Source organism: Streptomyces sp. 796.1 (genome assembly GCF_047525675.1).
Taxonomy (GTDB): domain Bacteria; phylum Actinomycetota; class Actinomycetes; order Streptomycetales; family Streptomycetaceae; genus Streptomyces.
Window position 1 is genome coordinate 14,457 of the sequence record NZ_JBLIWA010000017.1, and the last position, 17,216, is coordinate 31,672.

A 17,216-nucleotide genomic window follows, 5' to 3' on the forward strand; every position below is an offset into this window, starting at 1 on the left:
GGGCCCGTACCGACGGTGCGGGCCCGGCCGCACAGCGCCGGCCGCAGGGGCGGCTCAGCCGAAGTCGTCGTCGGCCCAGCCGCCGTCGTCGGCGTCCCAGTTCCCTTCCCAGCCCGCGTCCTCGCCGCCGCTCTCACCACCGCCCGCGTCCCCGCCTCCTCCGCCGCCGCCCTGTGCGGACTGGGCGGCCTGCTGCTGGCGCAGCGCCTCCTCCTCGGCCGGCGTCAGGCTCACCGGCGGGAACTGTGCCGCGGTGATGGCCAGGGCGGCCACGCCCAACGCGCCGAGCACGGCGCCGGTGCGGCCACCGAAGGAGGTCCGGTTGATCAGGACGCGCTCGCCACGGCCCCACAGGGTGCGGCCGTAACCGATGTCCCGGCCGTAGGTGACCGTCCCGTCCGCGGCGACGCGCTTGATGATGCCTTCGCCCAACAACTCGTCCGTGCCCGCGGCCCCGCGGTCGTCGTGCCAGTGCACGACGCCCCCCGCGCCCCGTCGGCGCCACTCCTGCCGGCCGTCCTCGTAGCTGCGGTGCACACTGCCGTCGGCGAGTAGCTCGTCCGTATAGCCGATCTCACGTGGCCGGTTCATCGTCTGTGGTCCTCGGGTGTGCGGTGGGCGGGCAACTGACTGCCCCGGCTGGTGCGGTACACCGACGCCCTCACGTCGTCGGCCAGGTCATGAAGCCGGCCGCGCGCAGGCCACGCAGCTCGGTCAGGACCGAGGGCCGCGGCGGTCGGGGCCCGCGCGTCAGCCGCAGCACCGCCCGCAGCAACCGGTCCGGCGGTACGGCGGCGACCTGCGCGAACCGGCCCCTGGCCAGCCACGCCACCTCCTGTGGACGCAGGCCCCCGGGCAGCGGCGCCGGCCGCGGCAGCGGGCCGCGGGCACGCCCCGACGCCAGGTGCAGCGCGGTGGCGTGCCGCGGCGCCAACCCCAGCGACACCACCCGTACCCCCGGGACCTCGGCCACGGCGGCCCGCAACTCACCGGGGAGGGCGAGCCCGGCCGGACTCGCGTCGTGCAGCACGTGGACGGTCGCACCACCGGCCCGCGCCAACCCGGTCAGCAGGCGCGGGTCCAGCGGCCGGCACTCCGCGGCGGACAAGACGGGGCAGGCCGCTTCCAGGTGCACGTGGTTGGCCACCAACATGCGGGCGATGGAGAGGTCCTGGCAGACCAGCAGCCGCGGCAGCCCGTAGTCGTACAGGTCGGGCTCCCGGGCCGGGCCGGCCGCGGGGCCGGCGGCCTCCAACGCGGCGGCGTCCAACAGCCCGGGCACCGGCGCGGTGCGCGCGGCCAGCACCCGGGTGAACAGCGGCAGCCGCAGCGCGGGGCCTGGGGAGCGGGGGATGCGACGCAGCCCGGGCGGCACCGGCCGCAGCACCCGACAGGTCGCGTAGTAGAGCTGCCGCTCGGTGAAGCGGATGCCGCCGGGCTCGCCGGCGCGCCGGGCGGCCACCGTGATCGCCCGGTCGACGAGCTGCACCGCGAGTCCGCCGGCCAGCGGCGCCCGGCCGGCACGCCGCCCACCACCGGGGCGGGCCGCAGAGCCCAGTGCGGTCATGCTGAATCGCCTTTCCGTGTCGTACGACCGGACGGTGCCGGCCAGCTCATGAAGCCGGTGTCGGCGAGCTTCTGACGGCGCGCCTCGTCCCGGCGGCCCAGCGCCACCGCCCGCCGCACCGCGTGCTCGACGACGGCCTCCAGCCGCGCCGGTGGCACCGCCGCCAGCGGCGAGTACCAGCCGTCAGCCAGCCAGGCCGCCAACTGCCCGTCCATCCCCAGCTCGGAGCGCAACTGCCGAGCGCTGACCTCGGCGGGCTTCACCAGACGGACGAGTTGCCGGCCGTGGGCGACCCGGGCCGAAAGGCCGGCGTCGACGACCACCCGGTCGGGCAGCGCCTCCCGCACGACCGCCACGCGCATGAGGTCCGTCGCGCTCGCGTCGTGCAGCACGATCACCGGCACGTCCGCAGGCAGGTCGTCCAGGGTGGTGGCCAGGTGCACCGCGAGCCGCTGCACGATCCCGTTGGCAGTGAGGAAGACCGAAACCGCGTGCCCGGGACTGAGCAGCGCGGCCACCGGTTCGGTCGGTACGGGAGCCCGGCCGGCGTGCTTCTGCTCGTCGATGATCCCCGGCGGCAGCCCCTCGTACCGCTGGGCCCAATGCTCGGTGAGCAGCCTGCGGAAGGTGTACTCGTCGGGTGTGATGCTGGCGGTCGGCGGAATCCTGGGATGGTCGTCATCCTGTCGGTGCGCCGCCCAGCGCAGCAACATGGCGGACACCAGGAGGTGGGGCCAGTAGCTGACGGCGGGTGGGAAGGGAACCAGGACGGCGATCGTGAGCAGCCCCGCGGTCAGGGGGAGGGCGACCAGCCAGCCGGTGACGGTACGGGTGTGTCGGGCCTCGATCCAGCCTCGGTACGGGTTGGCCGCGCGGGCCAGGTACCAGAACTGGTGCAGCGTCACCTGGAGCCGCCCGTCCTGCGTGACCTCCTTGGCCCGCCGCAGGATGCGGAGGTCGTGCATGCCCTTGCCGTGCAGCCTGGGGTCGAGGGCGAACGTTTCGTGGCAGCGGGCGCACTTCCTGCCCGTCCGTTCTCTGGACCTGATGTTGACCTTGCAGTGGGGACAGATCATTGCTCCGCCTCCGTGGGCCAGGTCAGGAAGCCGATGGCCGCGGCCTGCCGCCGCCGGGGATCCGCGGCCCGGCTCGCCTGCTCGGCGACCCGCTCCACGACGCCGAGCAGCCGCGCGGGTGCCACCGCTACCAGCGGGAACGTCCACCCCTTGCGCAGCCACTTGAGCTCGTCGGGGCTGTACTGGCCGCTGGCGGTGAGCTCGTCCATCGTCGCCCGGCCGGGCTTGGACTCGCGCAGCGGCACCGCGTTCGGCAGGGCCCGCACCGTACGCAGCGGCAGCCCCGCGTCGATCACGTGTCGCCCCGGCAGGGTCGCCCGGGCACGCGACGGGGCGAGCAGTCCGTGCGCGCTCGCGTCGTGCAGCACGATCACCGGCCCGCTCGGCAGTACGTCGCCGACCTCGCGCGCGAGGTGGATGCCGTACCGCAGGGGCAGGCCGTCGGCGGCGAGGAAGGCGACGATGGACGGGTCGGGACACAGCAGCGTGGTGCGCGGTTCACCGGCCGGGAACGGCCCCGGCGTCGGATGGCTCCGGTCGTCGACCACCCCGCGCGGCAACTCGCCGTACACGTCCTGCCAGGGGTCGAGCACCAACTTCCGGAAGTCCGCGCGCGGCAGGTCCGGTTTGCCCCGACCGAACCCGAGCGCCGCGGCCACCAGGTAGCTCACGGCCACCACGAGCATGACGGAACCGAGGACGAGCATGAAGGTGGCCGCGGTGAGGCCGATGCAGATGACGACGGTGCCGGCGAACAGGGGCACGCCGAAGCAACCCCACTCGATGCCCTGGTCCCGCAGCGAACGACGGGAGAGCGCGTACCACAGTTGGCCGGGTGCGCACGGCAGCCGCCCCTCGTCCGTGAGCTTGTCGATGACCCGGCGGACGCGCAGGTCGTGCAGTCTGAGCAGATTGGTCTTGGGGTCGAGCGCATAGCGCTGGTGGCAGGCGCTACAGGTGTTGTGGGGCCGCTCCTTGCGCAGCAGCGAGGTCTCGCAGCGCGGACAGATCATCGCGGTCCCTCCAGCACGTTCGCGAGCGCGCGCATCCGGCTGGCCAGCCGCTCACGTACCGTCGTACGGCCCGTGCCGCGCAGCCGCTGGACGCCCTCGATGTCGCGCAGGGCCGCGGCGAGCGCGGCGAAGTCGGTGCCGGTGCCGGTGCTGGTGCGGGGGACGGTGCTCAGGGCCGTACCGCCGTGCGCGGGCGCCGCAGTCGAACGCCGCTCGGCCTCGGCCGCGGTGATCGCGTAGTCCTCGTGGTCGATGCCGTAGCCGGTGTTGGCGGCCAGGATCGTCAGCGGCTCCCCGCTGCGGTTGCCGAACGAGTGGGGCATCATCTCCGGGATGCGGATCATCATGCCGGGCACCAGCGGCACCTCGGTGACCTCGGCGCGGTCCGGGTCGTAGAGGCCGCAACTGGCGTGGCCGAGGCTGAGGACGAAGTGTTCGCCCCCGTGCGCGTGGGGGGTGAAGGCGCTGCGGGGCCCGACGACACCGAGTTTGACCGTCGCGTTGGACGGCCGCTCGGGTGAGGTCGCCGCGTCTCCGACCAGGTAGTGCGCGAACTGGCCGTCGTCGATGAAGCGCAGGAACTCCCGCTCGGGCCCGAGTTCACGCGCCCCGTCCCGGTCGGCGAAGAGGATGCTGCCACCGGGTTGCAGGCCGTACAGCTCGACGCCGGCCGGCAGCCGCCCCGCCAACCGCCTCAGTTGCCGAGGCCCCCCGGCCCCGAGCGCGTGCACCGCATCAGCCGACGACGCATCACCGCGCGGCATGTTGGACATCCAACCCCCCGTGTCCCGTGTCCACCCTCGTGCATCGTAAGGCGCTGATCGGCGGCAGCGGGAGCCTGCGGACGGATTCGTCCCGGACAGGCACCAAACCTCAGGTGAATGCCGCTCACCGGAATACCCGCAGCCGCCCTGACCTGGCGGAATGCGCCACTCCATGCTCCGTCGCGAGGACCGCCCGCCGCCGCGGCCGGGCGGGCGGGCGACTGGCGGCCGGGTGGTTGGCGGCTGGGTGGCTGGGCCGCGACGCCGGCGCCCGGGGCGGCGGTGGGTGACGCACGGCGGCCCGCGATCCGCAGTCGGGGACAGCGCAACGTGACGGGAGTTCAGCGCATTGTCAGTGGCGCGTGGTCTGATGGTGGAGCGCGGCCGATCGGCGTCCATGGATCGCCGTGCGGCAGGCGTGCGCGCGGCGGACCGGCCGCGGAGGCGGGGCCGGCGGCGCGCCGACGGGAGGGGGAGGAGTACGGGAATGGCGAGGGCCGACTTGGGGACGGCGCGGGACCGGTGCGCCGGGGCGCGCAGACCGGGGACCGCGCGGCGGAGCAACCTCCGATTACGGTGGGGCGCGGGTGGGACGGCACCCCTGTGCGACCGCCGGACGGACGGGACGGGGTGTGTCGGCGGGGCGTGGGTGCGTGGAGGGGCGGGGCGTTGGCCCCGACCGCCGGTCCGGCCTCCGCAGACGCATGACCGTCCTACGGAGCTGTTTCGTGCGGGGCTGTGGGGTGGGGCCCGATGAGCCGCCGTCCTGCGCGCGGGACAGCGCGCCGCTCGCCGTCCCGCGCGACCTCCCGCCGGGGCAGGCGCCCCGCACGGGGCCGCTCATCCGCGGCCTGGCGTCGCAACAGCGCGGCCTCGCGGCGGCTGAAGTCCCAACTGATCGCCGTGGGCGTCGGGTTCGTCGTGCTGATCACCCTCGTCCAGTGGCTGCTGGCGCACTGGTGGGCGCTGGTCGCGCTGGTCGGCGTCGCGGCCGTTGCCGGGTGGGTCGGTTACGGGTGGCTCAGGCAGCGCGCTGCTCGGGAACGGGCGCGGGCCGGCGGGTTGCGGCTGAGCCTGGCGGAGCTCGATGCGCTGCACCACAGCGAGTTCGAGGTCGCGGTGCGCGACCTCATGCGCAGGGACGGCTGCCGGGCCGAGCGGATAGGTGGCGCGGGGGACGACGCCTGTGACGTCAAGGCCGTCGACCCGGCCGGCCGCGTCTGGGCGATCCAGTGCAAGCACCGCAGGGACGGCGAGCGCGGCTCGGCCGTCGGGGTGGGAGTGTTGCAGCAGGTCAACGGCACCGCACGGCAGGTGCACGGGGCGGATGTGGCGGTCGTGCTGACCAACGGCCGGTTCTCCGCCCCCGCCATACCCTGGGGCCGGGCACAACAGATCCATCTGGTCGACCGCCGCCTGCTGGGCACCTGGGCCACGGGTTCCCGGCCCCTGTGGGAGCTGGTGACCCCGATCCCCCCACCACGCCGCCCCACGACTCCGCCATGATCCGGCCGCGCGGCGCGTCGGGCGCGACGCGAGAGCGATGGTGGCGGCGGGGTGCGAGGGTGCCTCCTTGGGGCTTGGGGTGGGAGGTCGATGGGTGCTCACCCATCGATGACAGCCGGCCGACTCCCACGCTGCCGTCAGCGAAGCCGTGTGAGCATGTGGGCGCCTGCCCCGGCGCGAAGCGGCCGGCCGCGCCCCCACTCCACGACGCGCACCCGTGGACCTGCATGCGGTGATCACCCTGGCCATTGCAGATCAACTAGCGGGTCGATAAAGGGAGTTGGGAGGATGCTGGGTTGCGCGGCGGGTCTCGTGACCGGTGTACTGCGCGGTACGGTGCCGGCGCGAGAGAAACGCAGAAGCCTCCTTCCGGTGCCGCACCCGCCTGGCGCGCCGCCCGCCACACCCGGGGAGGTGGCGGCGCACCGAAGGACAGTGGTGCCGGGATCAGGGCTGGGCGCGGTCGGGGCGGTGCCGGGGCCCGGGGTCAGAGAGGCAGACATGACGCAGGACTGTGAGAACCCGTCCCCACCCGACACCTCGATCGCCCATCCGGCGCGGGTCTACGACTACATACTCGGCGGCACCACCCACCATGCGGCCGACCGGGCGGCCGGTCGCGCGATGCGCGAGGTGTGGCCCTCGCTGCCGTTGTCGATGCGGCAGAACCGCGCCTTCATGCACCGGGCCGTCACCCACCTGGCCCGCGCCGAGGGCATCCGCCAGTACCTGGACATCGGCACCGGCATCCCCACCCGCCCCAGTCTGCACGAGGTGGCCCAGGGCATCGCGCCGGAGAGCCGGGTCGTCTACGTGGACAACGACCCGACCGTGCTGACCCACGCCAGGCCCCTGTTGCTCGGCAGCGCGCAAGGCCACACCAGATTCCTGCGGGCCGACCTCCGTGACCCCGCCGGCATCATCGCCTCGCCCGAGGTGCGCGCCACCCTCGACCTCGCCAGGCCGACGGCGCTGAGCGTGATCGCCGTCGTCCCGTTCCTGAAGGACGCCGACGACCCGTACGGCACCGTGCGGCGGCTGGTGGACGCGCTGCCCAGCGGTAGTTTCCTCGCCCTCACCACCGCGACCGGGGATTCGGCACCGCGACAGATGACGGCCGTCGCCCAGGAGTACGCCCGGCGCGGCATGACACTGCGGCTGCGGTCCTACGAGCGCACGTGCGCGTTCTTCGCCGGCCTCGACCTGCTCGACCCCGGCGTGGTGCTGGTGCACCACTGGCGCCCCGGCGACGCACAGCGCGACGTGCCCGATTACGGGGTGGCCATGTACGGCGGGGTGGCGCGCAAGCCCTGACCGGGTGCGGTGGGTGCACTGCATGGCTTGGTGGGCCGCCGGGGTGTGGCGGGCCGGCCCGCCGGAGCCGGCCCGTCGCAGCAGCTCAGCTGGCCGTGCCCCGTGCGGTGGTCTCCGTGTTGTCGATGTCGCCCTTGATCTGGTCGTACACCAGCGAGATCCGGGTGCCCCAGTTCGGGCAGCCGCCCAGGTGGTGCAGGGCGATGACCTTGTGCGAGGAGCCGGCCAGGACGGGGGAGCCGGAGTTGCCGCCGGAGGTGTCACACCGGTAGCCGGTGTTGACACCGGACGACACGACGTCGATCTTGCAGGTGGCGCCGGACGCGGACTCCTCGTACAGGGACAGCCGCTTGGGCTTGGTGTCGCCGTGTCCCGGGATGTAGATGCGCTCGCCGGCCCTGGGCGTGCGCGGGTCGAGGTAGAGCGTGCCGAACTGCTGGATGCTCTCGAAGCTGTTGACGCTGAACAGGGCGTAGTCGAGTTCGTTCAACCCGCTCAGCCTGATCAGTTGTTGGCCGCTCACCTTGGTCCCGGGGCGTGGGTTGTTGCCCCCGCAGGTCGCGCACTGGTAGTCGAACTGGAACTCGCTGGCGCGCAGGTCGGCGGCGTTCTCCAGGCAGTGCTGGTTGGTGAGCATGCGGTTGGTGTTGCCCACCCGCCACGCCGTGCAGTGGCCGACGCCGCGCAGGAGTTGGCGGGCGACGGCGTTGCCGCGCGCGTACTCCACCGGGTGGCTGGTCTGGTAGCAGGCCACGTCCCGGCGGGCGTCGCCACCGCACACGCTGCGCGACCCCGGCTGCTGGGCGGCGCGCTCGGTGGCGGTGTACCCGCGGAAGTACCGGTCGATCTCCACGCCGTAGCCGCCCCGCGCGAGCCGGTCGGCGTCCCTGGCCCCGCGCGCGTGGAGGGTGACCACCGCCGTGTCGCCGTCGATGGAGAGCGCGGCGAACCCGGGGCCGCCGTGCACGGTGTAGTCCGAGCCGCGGCTGCGGTCCGCGTAGTAGGTGTGCACCTCGCGCCGGTCGGGCGAGGCGACGGTCACCCGGTCCCCGTCGACGAGCCTCAGCGCGGCGAAGTGCACCTTGACGTACGAGGAGCCGGGCGAGCGTATCTCCGTACGCCAGGAGCGGCCGGTGGAGCCGTAGCGCAGGGCCAGTTCGGTGGCCGTGGCGGTCCCGGCCGGCGCGGCTGCCGGCGCGTCCGGTGCTGTCGTCGCGGGAGCGGTTGCGGTTGGGGGAGCGGGGGCCATGGCCGGGACGGTGGCTGCCGGCGCCGCGTCGGCGCGCGCTGCGGCTGCCGGCGCGGAGCCGGGCCCGAAGCCGGCGGCCAGCAGCCCGGCGACGGCGACCGCGAGGCCGCTGATGCGGCCCCCTCGTCTGACGGCTCGTCTGATGGACGGCATCACACACACTCCTTCGTGGGGGAAAGCGGGTGTCGGGCGGGCTCAGGCCGTCGCGTGCTGGCAGGGGCCGTACGCCGCCGCTGCGGAGCCTGGCACGACCGTCCGGCCCGGAGAACCCCCAACTGGCCATAACATCCCGTCAGTTAGACCTCATAGCCCCCTGGATCAGCGCCTTGCGCGGGCTGCCGCCGGCCCGTCCCCGTTGCCGGATCGCGCGCTGCTCCGGCCCGTACGACCGGTGCGGATCTGACCCGAACGGACGTAGTGCGGCCACCCGCGGCCGGACAGGCCCCCCGAGCGGGTGGGTATCGGGCGTGTCGGACGTCGGCCGCCCCCCTTGGCGGTAATTGGTCTGTACCTCAGCTGTGCGAAGCAGCAGTCTCTTTGACGAATACATGTCACACCCACCCCAGGTGTCGAAAGGTCCCCACCATGTCCCCACACCGCTCGGAGCGCCCCCTCCGCAGCGACTCAGGTTCCGGCGTCGGACGCCGTTCCTTCGTCGGATCGCTCGGCGCCGGCGTGCTGGGCGCCGCCGTGCTGGGCAGCGGAGCCGCCGCCGCGCAGGCCGCGCCGGCGCCGTTCCCCGGCCGCCGCGGCGCCGAACTGCGGCCCGCCTTCCTCGGTACGTACGGCAGCGGAATCATCACCTGCACCTATGACACCGCGACCGGCGCGCTGACGAAGAAGAGCACGTTCGCCGCGGTGACCGACCCCTCCTTCCTGGCGCTCGCGCCCTCAGGGAAGGTGCTCTACGCGCTGGACAACGCCCGGCGCGAGGGCGCCGTACGGGCCTTCGCCATCGGTGCCGGAGGGAGGCTGACCGCGCTCGGCCAGGCCCAGTCCACCGGCGGCGCCAACGTCACCCACCTCTCGGTGCACCCGAGCGGGCGCTACGTGCTCAGCGCCAACTACGGCGCCGGCAGCGTCGCCGCGAACGTCGTCAACAGCGACGGCAGCGTGGGCGCCCGCACCTCAGTGGTGCAACACGTCGGTTCCGGGCCCGACCCCAGCCGGCAGGAGGGCCCGCACGCCCACCAGATCATCACGGACCCCAAGGGCGCCTTCGTCTTCGCCGTCGACCTGGGCACCGACAAGGTGTACACCTACCGGCTCGACAACGGCGTGCTGCGCCCGGTGTCCGAGGTCAAGTCGGTGCCCGGCGCCGGGCCGCGGCACATGGTGTTCCACCCGACGGCCCCGTACGCGTACGTGGCCAACGAGTTGGACAGCACCATCACGGTGTGCCCGTACAACCCGGCCACCGGCGTGCTGACCCGCGGCGCCAGCCAGCCGACACTGCCCGACGGCACCAACCCGGGCACGCGCAACTACCCCTCCGAGGTGGTCGTCTCGCCCGACGGGCGGTTCGTCTACCTGTCCAACCGCGGGCACGAGAGCATCGCGCGGTTCGCCGTCGCCGACGGCGGGGCCACCCTGCGGCTGCTGGACACCGTCAAGTGCGGCGGCTCCTGGCCGCGGCACATCAGCCTGTCGCCCAAGGGGAACCTGCTGTTCTCGGGCAACCAGTACGGCAACACGGTCGGCACGTTCACGGTGGACACCGCGACGGGCGCACTCGCCGCGTCCGGCGCCCCGTTCAACACGGTCTCCCTCGGGTGCGTCCTCCCGATCTGAGTCCACGGCAGCCTCGTCGCACCCCGCCCCGCCCCGGCCCACCACCCCCGCACCGCGTGGGCCGGGGCGGAGCCTCGCCTTTCCGCAGCAGTCGCGTGGTGACCTGACTGCTAGCCGTCGTACGTGCCGTTGGCCGCCGTACGGGTCATCGGCGGGTGGTGCCGCGGGTGGGGCCTCGGACGGGACCGAGGGTCACAGGCTGGCGAGCAAGTCGTCCAAGGGGGCGGGGAGCCGGTCGGGAGGGAGGGCCTGCACGAGGGCCCGCCCGTAATGGATCTTGCGTCCCTTCTTCGTGCCCAGGAAGCGCCGCAACTGCGCACGCGGGCTGCGGCCCTGCTGCGCCGGCTGGCGGAGGAAGGTGTGCAGGGACCGCAGATCGCCCTCCGCCCCGATCAGTTCCGTCACCCGGTCCACGCCCAGTGCGCGGATCAGCTCGTCCTCCAGGTCCGCGTCGCAGACGAAGAAGCCCCGCCCCGTCGCGCCGGCCCGCTCCAGGCCGCGGTCGTAGAAGCCGCGCTCCGCGACGTCGCACAGCCCGGTCAGCCGAAGGCCGAGACCGGGGGGTCCCAGGAGTTGCGTGAAGCGCCCGATGCTCATCGCGCCGCCCATCGACAGCACGCAGACCCCCTCGGCCGCCAGGTTTCGGCCACGGCCGTCGGCCGCGGCGCTGACCGCGGCGGCGTCGCTCGGCCCTTCGAGCAGAACGACGGTCCGTACCGCAAGTCGCCCGGCCAGCTCGCGCGCCAGGTCACCGGGGCCGCCGGCCGCCCAAGCGGTGACCGCACCCCGGAACCTCTCCATCTCCACCATGGGAGGAGTCTCGGCCTTCACCGGCCCCAAGGACAGGGATTTTCCGCCGCCCCCGCGCTCCTACGCGTCGCCGGACGCCACCCGCCACCCGCCACCCGCATCCGCCGCCCGCGCCCCGTGCCCCCTGGCATGACGGCGGGGCCGGGAAGAGCGGGCCGCCGTGCCGGGGCTCGGCTCGTGCCGTGGGGCGTACGACGACGTCGCTCACGTCGACACGCCAGCGGGGCGCCGGTCCCACCCCGTGCCCGCCGCCTCGCGCGCGGGTGCGCGCGACAGGATGCGGGAGGGATGGGGCCGACGCCCCGCCGTTCGTGCTCGGGCCGCGACCTGAACGTGCTGCTCCGGGCGCGGTGTCGTGCGGGATGGCTCCGGGTCAGCGGATGTCGACGTCCACGCAGGCGTAGAACGCGTTGGCGGTGTCGGCGATGTTCCACACCGCGAGCACCTTCTGCTTGCCGGAGAACTGGCCGAAGTTGACCTGGTGGTTCACGACCGAACCGGGCTGGGCACCGTGGTCGTTGAACTCGGCGACCTTGGTGCCACCCACGTAGTACTGCCAGGTGCTCGTGGCGTGGCGGGCCGTCAGCCGCCAACTGAAGCTGGTGGAGCGGCTGACGGGGGTGACCTTCCAGCCCTTGGCGTCGTTGTCGAGCTCGGAGAACCGGCCGTTGCCACCGCTGCAACTCCGAAGGCCCTTGCGACCTTCCACGCTCTGCGGCTCGTACTTGATGGGGCCGCAGGCGACCGTGCCGGCCGCGCACTGGGCCTGGCGGCTCGGGGGCGAGGAGATGTAGCCGTGGGCGCTGGCCGAGTTGGCGGGAAGGCAGACGGCCAGCAGCGGTGCTACGGCCGCGCCGAGGGTGACGGCGAGCTTCTTTTTACCGTTCATGTCGGCTCCTTGGGTGGGGGCCTGCCCGGGGGCAGGTATTGGCCGCAGGCGGTGTGGGGTGCGGGTGGTGCGGACGGCGACCTGGCGTGGGGCGCGGGGCGTCGGCGTCCCGTGGGGGCAGCCCACACCGCCTCTTGGTCTAGACCATACTGATTGTCGGGACACGGTCAAGAGTTTGTTCGTAACGAACTCTTCCCGTGCACGCCACGTTGCCGACGGTGACTGACGATTCGTCAGATGCCGGTCTGTGACGCCCTCCAGGGCGGGGCGGCTCTTCCCCCCCGGGCCCGGTCCCGAGGCCGGCCGACCGTGAAGGGGCATTGGCGGGCGGGACGGCGGTCATCGGGCGCGCGCGGGCGTACGCGATCGTCGAGTGCGTACGCGGCGGTCGCCGGGGCGCGCGGAGGTGCACGGGCGGGGCGGGAAAAGGGTGATGCCCGGCAGGCGACCGCCTGCCGGGCATCAGGGTGCTGGAGGTGCGGGATCAGCAGGCGCCGAGGTCCTGCCAGACGCCCCACTCGCCGGTGGTGCCGGGCTCCTCGCCCGTCGTCCACCACTTGGCCTTCCAGGTGTGGCCCTTGTGCGAGACCTGCTGGCCGCCGGTGTAGACCGTGGTGGAGGACCACGGGGTGGCCGAGCACTGGCCGCCGTCGTTGCCGACGACGGTCAGGGTGTACGCGGCGGAGTGGCTGGTGTCGCCGGCCTTGCCGGTGACGTTGATCGTGTACGTGCCCGACTTCACCTCAGGGGCTGCGGTGAAGGTGAGCGTGGCGGAGCCGCCGGCCGTCACGGAACGCGGGCTGAGCGAGGTGGCGATGCCCTTGGGCGCGCCGCTGACGCTGAGGTCGACCGTCTGCGCCTCGCCGGCGGTCACGGCGGTCTTCACGGTGGTGGTGGCGGTGCTACCGGCGTTGACCGAACCAGAGCCGGGCGTGGTGGACACCGAAAAGTCGTTCTTCGGCGGGGTGGTGTTGCCGCTGGTGAACGGGGCGAAGATGCGGCTGAAGTCCCAGGTGTTCTGCTCGATGCCGGAGCAGTTGTCGCGGGCGCCGCCGCCGGGGCAGCTACCGTTGTCACGCTGGAGGGCCCACATCGACAGCGTGTTGATGTTCTTGGCGACCGCCCAGTTGTACACCGACTTGGCGTTGGCCAGGGTGAAGGTCTCGGCCGGCCCGAAGTCGTCCACGCCCGGCATCTCGGTGACGCCGATCATGCCCCAGAGCTGCGCGTCCGTCTTGCCCGGGAAGATCTGGTTGAGCTGGTCGTGCAGACCCTGGGCCGCGGTCTCGGTGTCCTTGGCCATGTCGTGCTGGGCGTTGTCGTAGTAGTCGAACGTCATGATGTTCGCCACGTCGACGCGCGTCCCGTTGCTGGCCGCGTTGCGCAGCAGCCCGAGACCGCCCTCGGACAGCCCGCGGGTGGTGGTCGGCAGGGTGTAGGACACCTCGAACTTGCGGTTGTTCTGCGCCGCCCAGTCCTGGACCTTCTTGATGGCCTTGTTGCGGCGGTCGACGCTGGCGGTGTTCTCCAGCGCGTTGACCTCGATGTCCATGTCGAGGCGCGTGATGTCGTAGGTGGTGATCACCTTCTGGTACACCGCGGCGATCTTGTCGACGTCGGTGCAGCTCTCGGCGATCTCAGTGCCGGTGGTACCGGCCGTGTAGCCGCCGAAGGACGGGATGACGTCGCCGCCCCGGCCCTGGATCGTCTTGATGTCGGCACCGAAGGTGGCGGGCGAGATCGGCATGCTCGTGCTGCCGTTCCAGTACGCCGTACACGAACCCTTGGCCTCCGTCTGGAGGAACGCCATCGTCAGGTGCTTCACGCCGGCTTGCTCGGCCATGGCCGCCGGGCTTTCGCCGGTCCAGGCTTCGAAGTAGGGCGCGAACACGCGGGAGGGGAGAGGGGTTTCCGCCTGGGCGGTGCCACTGCCGACCATGGTCAGGCCCGCTGCGACCACAGCGGTGACGGTTGCGGCCATGGCCGCGCGGAGCGAGCGCGTGCGTCTCATGTTCATCCAAGCTGAGTGAGAAGGGGACCGCCGGAATTGCCGGGTGCGCAGCGGTTGGGGGTTATGGAATATCCCCGCAGTCATAGGCATGTCAATGGTCTGAACCAAGATAGGACTAGACCAATTGCCGTTGTCATTTTCCCGCTGACTGCCGCCCCCTTTCGGTGACTTGTGGGGCTCGGGTTCGCCGCTGGGGCCGCGCGGGCCTGTGCTGACGGGGCCGGTGGGGTCGTGGTGGGTGCGGAGCCGGGTGTGCCCGAGGTGGGCGAACGACCCCGCTCACCCGCCGCAATCGCACCGAACCACCGCCCCCGACTTGGTAAAGCCCTTACCTCGCCACCGGCCCTCTTCGGTGATGGTCTGTCAGGTCCGGGCGGTCCCGGGCCGGCCGCTCGGGCACGGCAGAGTGGCCGTCGGGTGGGGCGGCGTGGCCGGCCACCCGTTGGCCCGCGGGCGGACTTTCGGGGGCCGGGACGGGCGCGGTGCCGTTCCCAGCAGAGCTGCCGGGGCCCGGACTTCCATGTGCCAGGGGGCGGCGTCAAGGACGAATCCGGCCGTTGTCGGTCGCGGTGCTGCCCCTCGCGACGCTGGCGGGGAGGGCTGTTCGCGGGCCGGCGCCGGTACGGCGTGGGCGGCGCGGTGCGGTCAGGACGGCCGGTGCCCGGTTCCGGGCCGTCGGCCGCCAGCCCCCGTACGGATGGTCGCGGTGCCCGCGGTCAGGTCCACCGTCGTGCGGTGCGGGGGTGCTCCGTCCTCCTCGTCGTCCCGCAACACCAGCGACGACTGCCGCTCCTTGAGCTCGTGCTGCTTCCCGGCCGAGAAGGTGGCGTGCAACTGCTCGAATCCGGTTGCCGATATCTGCCCCTGCCGGGCGCTGTTGCGCCACGGCGAGAGCCCGGCCCGCCCCGCGCGGAGCAGCAGTTGATCGACGAGCGCGACCGCGGTGAGCGCGATGACCAACCCCGGCAGCGTCATGAAGACGATGAATCCCATAGCGGCAGTATCCGCCGCCGGGCACCGGCCCGCCCCCGTCGTGCACTGGCCTGGCGCAGCGCTGGGGGAACCCGGGCTCCCGCCAGAGGGGCGGAGCCGGGCGGCGCACCGGGAGGGAGCGGCCGATAGGCGTGCCCGTGCTCCGCGACCCGTGGGCGCACATCCCGCGCCCGCCCGTGGGAACGCCAGTCGACCGCCTCCAGCGGAGCCCCCCCCGTTCACCGCCGGCCGAAGAACTCCACCTCGGCGACGGCGACGTGATGCCCCTCCTCGCCCTTGCCACCGGTCCCGTACGCCGTGTCGAGCGTGAGGCGTACGCGGACGACGTCGGAGCCGCGAACGTCGAAGGTCTGCTGGCCGGGTTGGTCCTTGAGGCTGATCCCCTTCGTCGAGCGGTCGCCGTCCTTGTCGGTGAGGGTGACCGTGAGCTCGGCGGGGCGGGCCTGGGTGAGGAATTCGTCCTGGTTCTGGGAGCGGCCCGAGATGACGAGCAGCTTGCGCAGCCGTACCGGCTTGTCGAACGTGGCCTCCAGGTATTCGCCGGTGGCCTGGCCTTTTGGCCCGGGCGCCCAGTAACGGTTGCTGAACCCGTCGAAGGCGGCGCCCGCCGGGTGGCGTTCGGCCGCGCTCGACGCACGCTTGCCGTCGGGGCGCAGCGCCTCCGGCTTGCCGGTCTGGTCCTGGGTGAAGGTGAGCGCGTCGGAGAGTTGGGAGCGGGCGAGGTAGGCCGCGCCGAGCAACACCAGCAGCGTCAGCGGCAGCGTGAGCCGCGGCCGGGGCCAGGTGCGCTGACGGGGCCGGCTGCCGGCCACGAGCACCCGGTCCCGGTCCCGCCCGAACAGCCGCCGCCACCAGGACGCGCGGCGTCGGCCGGGCGCCGGGGCCGCGCCGTCCAACTCCGCGCCGCAGCGCACGCAGAGCCGCCGCTCGTACGGGTTGTCCGCCCGGCACCGCGGGCAGGGACGGCTGCCCCGCACCTCGCCGCCGCCCGTGCTCGGCGCCGGGGCCGCCGCGGTGTGCTGCGGCACCCGGTGGTCGGGCCCCGGGGCCTCCGCGTCACCGTGCCGGTCGCCGGGGCGACGGGGGGCCGCCGGCTCGGGGCCGGGCCGTGCGGCGTCGGCGTCGGGCGCGCCCCGTCCCGCCGTACGCAGCTCCGCCCGGTGCGGCGGATGGGCCGGCGGCTCGGGCGCGGGAGGCAGGGGCGGTGGGGTCCTCGGCGAGGCGCCTGCCGCGGACCCCGCACCTGCTGTTCCTGCTGTGCCGCGTGGGGCGGCAGCGGCGGGCGGGGGCGCGGCGGTGGCAGCCGGCGGCCTGCTTACGGGCGGGCCGTCCGTGGTGTCGGCCGGGCCGTTCGTCGTGCCGGTTCGGCCGTTCGCGAGGTCGGCCGGGCCCGGCGGGGGAGCGGTCGCGGGGCTCGGGGCGGGGGCGGGTGGCTGGTCCGGTGGGTGCGGCTGGGGCCGCGGTTGCGGCTGCTGCTGGGGCTGTTCCGGGGTGGGTGTGTCGGCCCGAGCGGTCGGCGTGCCCGTACCGGCTGGCCGGCCCGTACCCGCCGGCGGAGCGGCCCCCGCGCCCTGGCCGGTGGGCTCCGCGCTGCGGGTCCACTCAAGGAAGGCCCGACAGGACGCGCAGAACTGGGCGTCGGGCTCGTTGCGGTGGCCGCAGTCGGGGCAGGTCATGCCGGGCCCGCCCCCTCGTCGACGGGCAGGACCTCCACCCGGTAGCCGAGGTGTGCCGGTACCTCGGCCGCCACCAGCCGGAGCAGGTGGGCCCGGTCGATGCGCTCCGGTTCTGGCACCCGCAGCCGTACGCGTACCCACGGCGGCGTCGAACCGGGCAGCGGGTCGCCGGGCGCGAGCGACCAGGTGGTGCCGCCGCTCTCGGTGATCTCGGGCTCGTGCCCCGTCTCCACCGCGATCGCCGCCGCGAGGCCGGCCAGGGTGCCGCGCCGGCGGTGCCGCACCACCGCCCCGGCCACCACCGCACGGCGCTGCTCCACCGGACGCTCCCGGTCGGTGCGGGCAGCCACCCACCCCGCGAGCCAGTCCACGAAGTCCTCCGGGGCGGTACGCGGATGCAGATGGGCCGGCAGGTTGTCGAGGGTCAACAGCACCGGCGCCAACACCTCGTCCAACGCGCCGAGGAAGCGCACCAGGAAGTCCTGGTCCAGATAGACGGCGGGGAGCTGATCGGCCAGCGGGTGGGGCGTGGGCAGCCCGGGGATCGCGGCGCGCAC

15 protein-coding genes are annotated in these 17,216 nt (G+C 73.5%); 3 read left to right on the plus strand and 12 right to left on the minus strand.

From position 1 onward, the window contains the following. Positions 1–54 precede the first annotated feature (54 nt). From ACMA1D_RS13460 to ACMA1D_RS13480, 5 genes are all read right to left on the minus strand, one after another. Positions 55–591 (minus strand): hypothetical protein, encoded by a 537-nt coding sequence (locus ACMA1D_RS13460; protein WP_414724170.1) that lies wholly within the window; start codon positions 589–591, stop codon positions 55–57. A 70-nt stretch (positions 592–661) separates the two neighbouring features. Continuing rightward, positions 662–1,567, minus strand: a complete 906-nt coding sequence (locus tag ACMA1D_RS13465) for a hypothetical protein (protein ID WP_414724171.1) — start codon at positions 1,565–1,567, stop codon at positions 662–664. Continuing rightward, on the minus strand, positions 1,564–2,643 hold the full coding sequence (locus ACMA1D_RS13470) for a hypothetical protein (protein ID WP_414724172.1): 1,080 nt from the start codon (positions 2,641–2,643) through the stop codon (positions 1,564–1,566). Before ACMA1D_RS13470 ends, ACMA1D_RS13465 begins: the two co-directional genes overlap by 4 nt. Continuing rightward, positions 2,640–3,656 carry a hypothetical protein gene (locus tag ACMA1D_RS13475; protein WP_414724173.1) on the minus strand — a complete coding sequence of 339 codons (1,017 nt, stop codon included), beginning with the start codon at positions 3,654–3,656 and terminating at the stop codon, positions 2,640–2,642. Before ACMA1D_RS13475 ends, ACMA1D_RS13470 begins: the two co-directional genes overlap by 4 nt. After that, positions 3,653–4,429 carry a cupin domain-containing protein gene (locus ACMA1D_RS13480; RefSeq protein ID WP_414724174.1) on the minus strand — a complete coding sequence of 259 codons (777 nt, stop codon included), beginning with the start codon at positions 4,427–4,429 and terminating at the stop codon, positions 3,653–3,655. Before ACMA1D_RS13480 ends, ACMA1D_RS13475 begins: the two co-directional genes overlap by 4 nt. A gap of 894 nt (positions 4,430–5,323) precedes the next feature. Between ACMA1D_RS13480 and ACMA1D_RS13485 the strand changes: the two genes are divergently transcribed. Both ACMA1D_RS13485 and ACMA1D_RS13490 read left to right on the plus strand, forming a co-directional pair. Next, positions 5,324–5,926 carry a restriction endonuclease gene (locus ACMA1D_RS13485; protein ID WP_414724175.1) on the plus strand — a complete coding sequence of 201 codons (603 nt, stop codon included), beginning with the start codon at positions 5,324–5,326 and terminating at the stop codon, positions 5,924–5,926. Between the two features lie 501 nt (positions 5,927–6,427). Next, positions 6,428–7,240: an SAM-dependent methyltransferase gene (locus ACMA1D_RS13490; protein WP_414724176.1), complete on the plus strand. Its 813-nt coding sequence runs from the start codon at positions 6,428–6,430 to the stop codon at positions 7,238–7,240. An 85-nt stretch (positions 7,241–7,325) separates the two neighbouring features. On the opposite strand, the gene ACMA1D_RS13495 is transcribed toward ACMA1D_RS13490, so the two are convergent. After that, a complete protein-coding gene (locus tag ACMA1D_RS13495) occupies positions 7,326–8,642 on the minus strand; it encodes a trypsin-like serine peptidase (RefSeq protein ID WP_414724177.1) in 1,317 nt (438 codons plus the stop codon). A 432-nt stretch (positions 8,643–9,074) separates the two neighbouring features. Between ACMA1D_RS13495 and ACMA1D_RS13500 the strand changes: the two genes are divergently transcribed. Next, positions 9,075–10,280 (plus strand): lactonase family protein, encoded by a 1,206-nt coding sequence (locus ACMA1D_RS13500; protein ID WP_414724178.1) that lies wholly within the window; start codon positions 9,075–9,077, stop codon positions 10,278–10,280. A gap of 192 nt (positions 10,281–10,472) precedes the next feature. On the opposite strand, the gene ACMA1D_RS13505 is transcribed toward ACMA1D_RS13500, so the two are convergent. From ACMA1D_RS13505 to ACMA1D_RS13530, 6 genes are all read right to left on the minus strand, one after another. Next, complete coding sequence (locus tag ACMA1D_RS13505) at positions 10,473–11,090, minus strand: TOPRIM nucleotidyl transferase/hydrolase domain-containing protein (protein ID WP_414724179.1); 618 nt, start codon at positions 11,088–11,090, stop codon at positions 10,473–10,475. Between the two features lie 373 nt (positions 11,091–11,463). Beyond that, positions 11,464–11,979: a lytic polysaccharide monooxygenase auxiliary activity family 9 protein gene (locus ACMA1D_RS13510; RefSeq protein ID WP_414724180.1), complete on the minus strand. Its 516-nt coding sequence runs from the start codon at positions 11,977–11,979 to the stop codon at positions 11,464–11,466. A gap of 484 nt (positions 11,980–12,463) precedes the next feature. After that, positions 12,464–13,990, minus strand: coding sequence for a glycosyl hydrolase family 18 protein (locus ACMA1D_RS13515; protein WP_414724181.1), 1,527 nt, complete (start codon positions 13,988–13,990; stop codon positions 12,464–12,466). Positions 13,991–14,635: 645 nt separating this feature from the next. Then, positions 14,636–14,983, minus strand: coding sequence for a DUF6191 domain-containing protein (locus ACMA1D_RS13520; protein ID WP_414724182.1), 348 nt, complete (start codon positions 14,981–14,983; stop codon positions 14,636–14,638). 218 nt (positions 14,984–15,201) lie between these two features. Then, positions 15,202–16,659, minus strand: coding sequence for an NADase-type glycan-binding domain-containing protein (locus tag ACMA1D_RS13525; RefSeq protein ID WP_414724183.1), 1,458 nt, complete (start codon positions 16,657–16,659; stop codon positions 15,202–15,204). Further along, the gene (locus ACMA1D_RS13530) at positions 16,656–17,216 is read right to left on the minus strand and encodes a phage tail protein (RefSeq protein WP_414724184.1); all 561 of its coding nucleotides are present in this window, start codon (positions 17,214–17,216) and stop codon (positions 16,656–16,658) included. Before ACMA1D_RS13530 ends, ACMA1D_RS13525 begins: the two co-directional genes overlap by 4 nt.

Coding starts and splice junctions, on each gene's coding strand:
- ACMA1D_RS13460 (WP_414724170.1), bottom strand. CDS start 591: ATGAACCGGCCACGTGAGATCGGCTATACGGACGAGCTACTCGCCGAC.
- ACMA1D_RS13465 (WP_414724171.1), bottom strand. CDS start 1,567: ATGACCGCACTGGGCTCTGCGGCCCGCCCCGGTGGTGGGCGGCGTGCC.
- ACMA1D_RS13470 (WP_414724172.1), bottom strand. CDS start 2,643: ATGATCTGTCCCCACTGCAAGGTCAACATCAGGTCCAGAGAACGGACG.
- ACMA1D_RS13475 (WP_414724173.1), bottom strand. CDS start 3,656: ATGATCTGTCCGCGCTGCGAGACCTCGCTGCTGCGCAAGGAGCGGCCC.
- ACMA1D_RS13480 (WP_414724174.1), bottom strand. CDS start 4,429: ATGTCCAACATGCCGCGCGGTGATGCGTCGTCGGCTGATGCGGTGCAC.
- ACMA1D_RS13490 (WP_414724176.1), top strand. CDS start 6,428: ATGACGCAGGACTGTGAGAACCCGTCCCCACCCGACACCTCGATCGCC.
- ACMA1D_RS13495 (WP_414724177.1), bottom strand. CDS start 8,642: ATGCCGTCCATCAGACGAGCCGTCAGACGAGGGGGCCGCATCAGCGGC.
- ACMA1D_RS13500 (WP_414724178.1), top strand. CDS start 9,075: ATGTCCCCACACCGCTCGGAGCGCCCCCTCCGCAGCGACTCAGGTTCC.
- ACMA1D_RS13505 (WP_414724179.1), bottom strand. CDS start 11,090: ATGGTGGAGATGGAGAGGTTCCGGGGTGCGGTCACCGCTTGGGCGGCC.
- ACMA1D_RS13510 (WP_414724180.1), bottom strand. CDS start 11,979: ATGAACGGTAAAAAGAAGCTCGCCGTCACCCTCGGCGCGGCCGTAGCA.
- ACMA1D_RS13515 (WP_414724181.1), bottom strand. CDS start 13,990: ATGAGACGCACGCGCTCGCTCCGCGCGGCCATGGCCGCAACCGTCACC.
- ACMA1D_RS13520 (WP_414724182.1), bottom strand. CDS start 14,983: ATGGGATTCATCGTCTTCATGACGCTGCCGGGGTTGGTCATCGCGCTC.
- ACMA1D_RS13525 (WP_414724183.1), bottom strand. CDS start 16,659: ATGACCTGCCCCGACTGCGGCCACCGCAACGAGCCCGACGCCCAGTTC.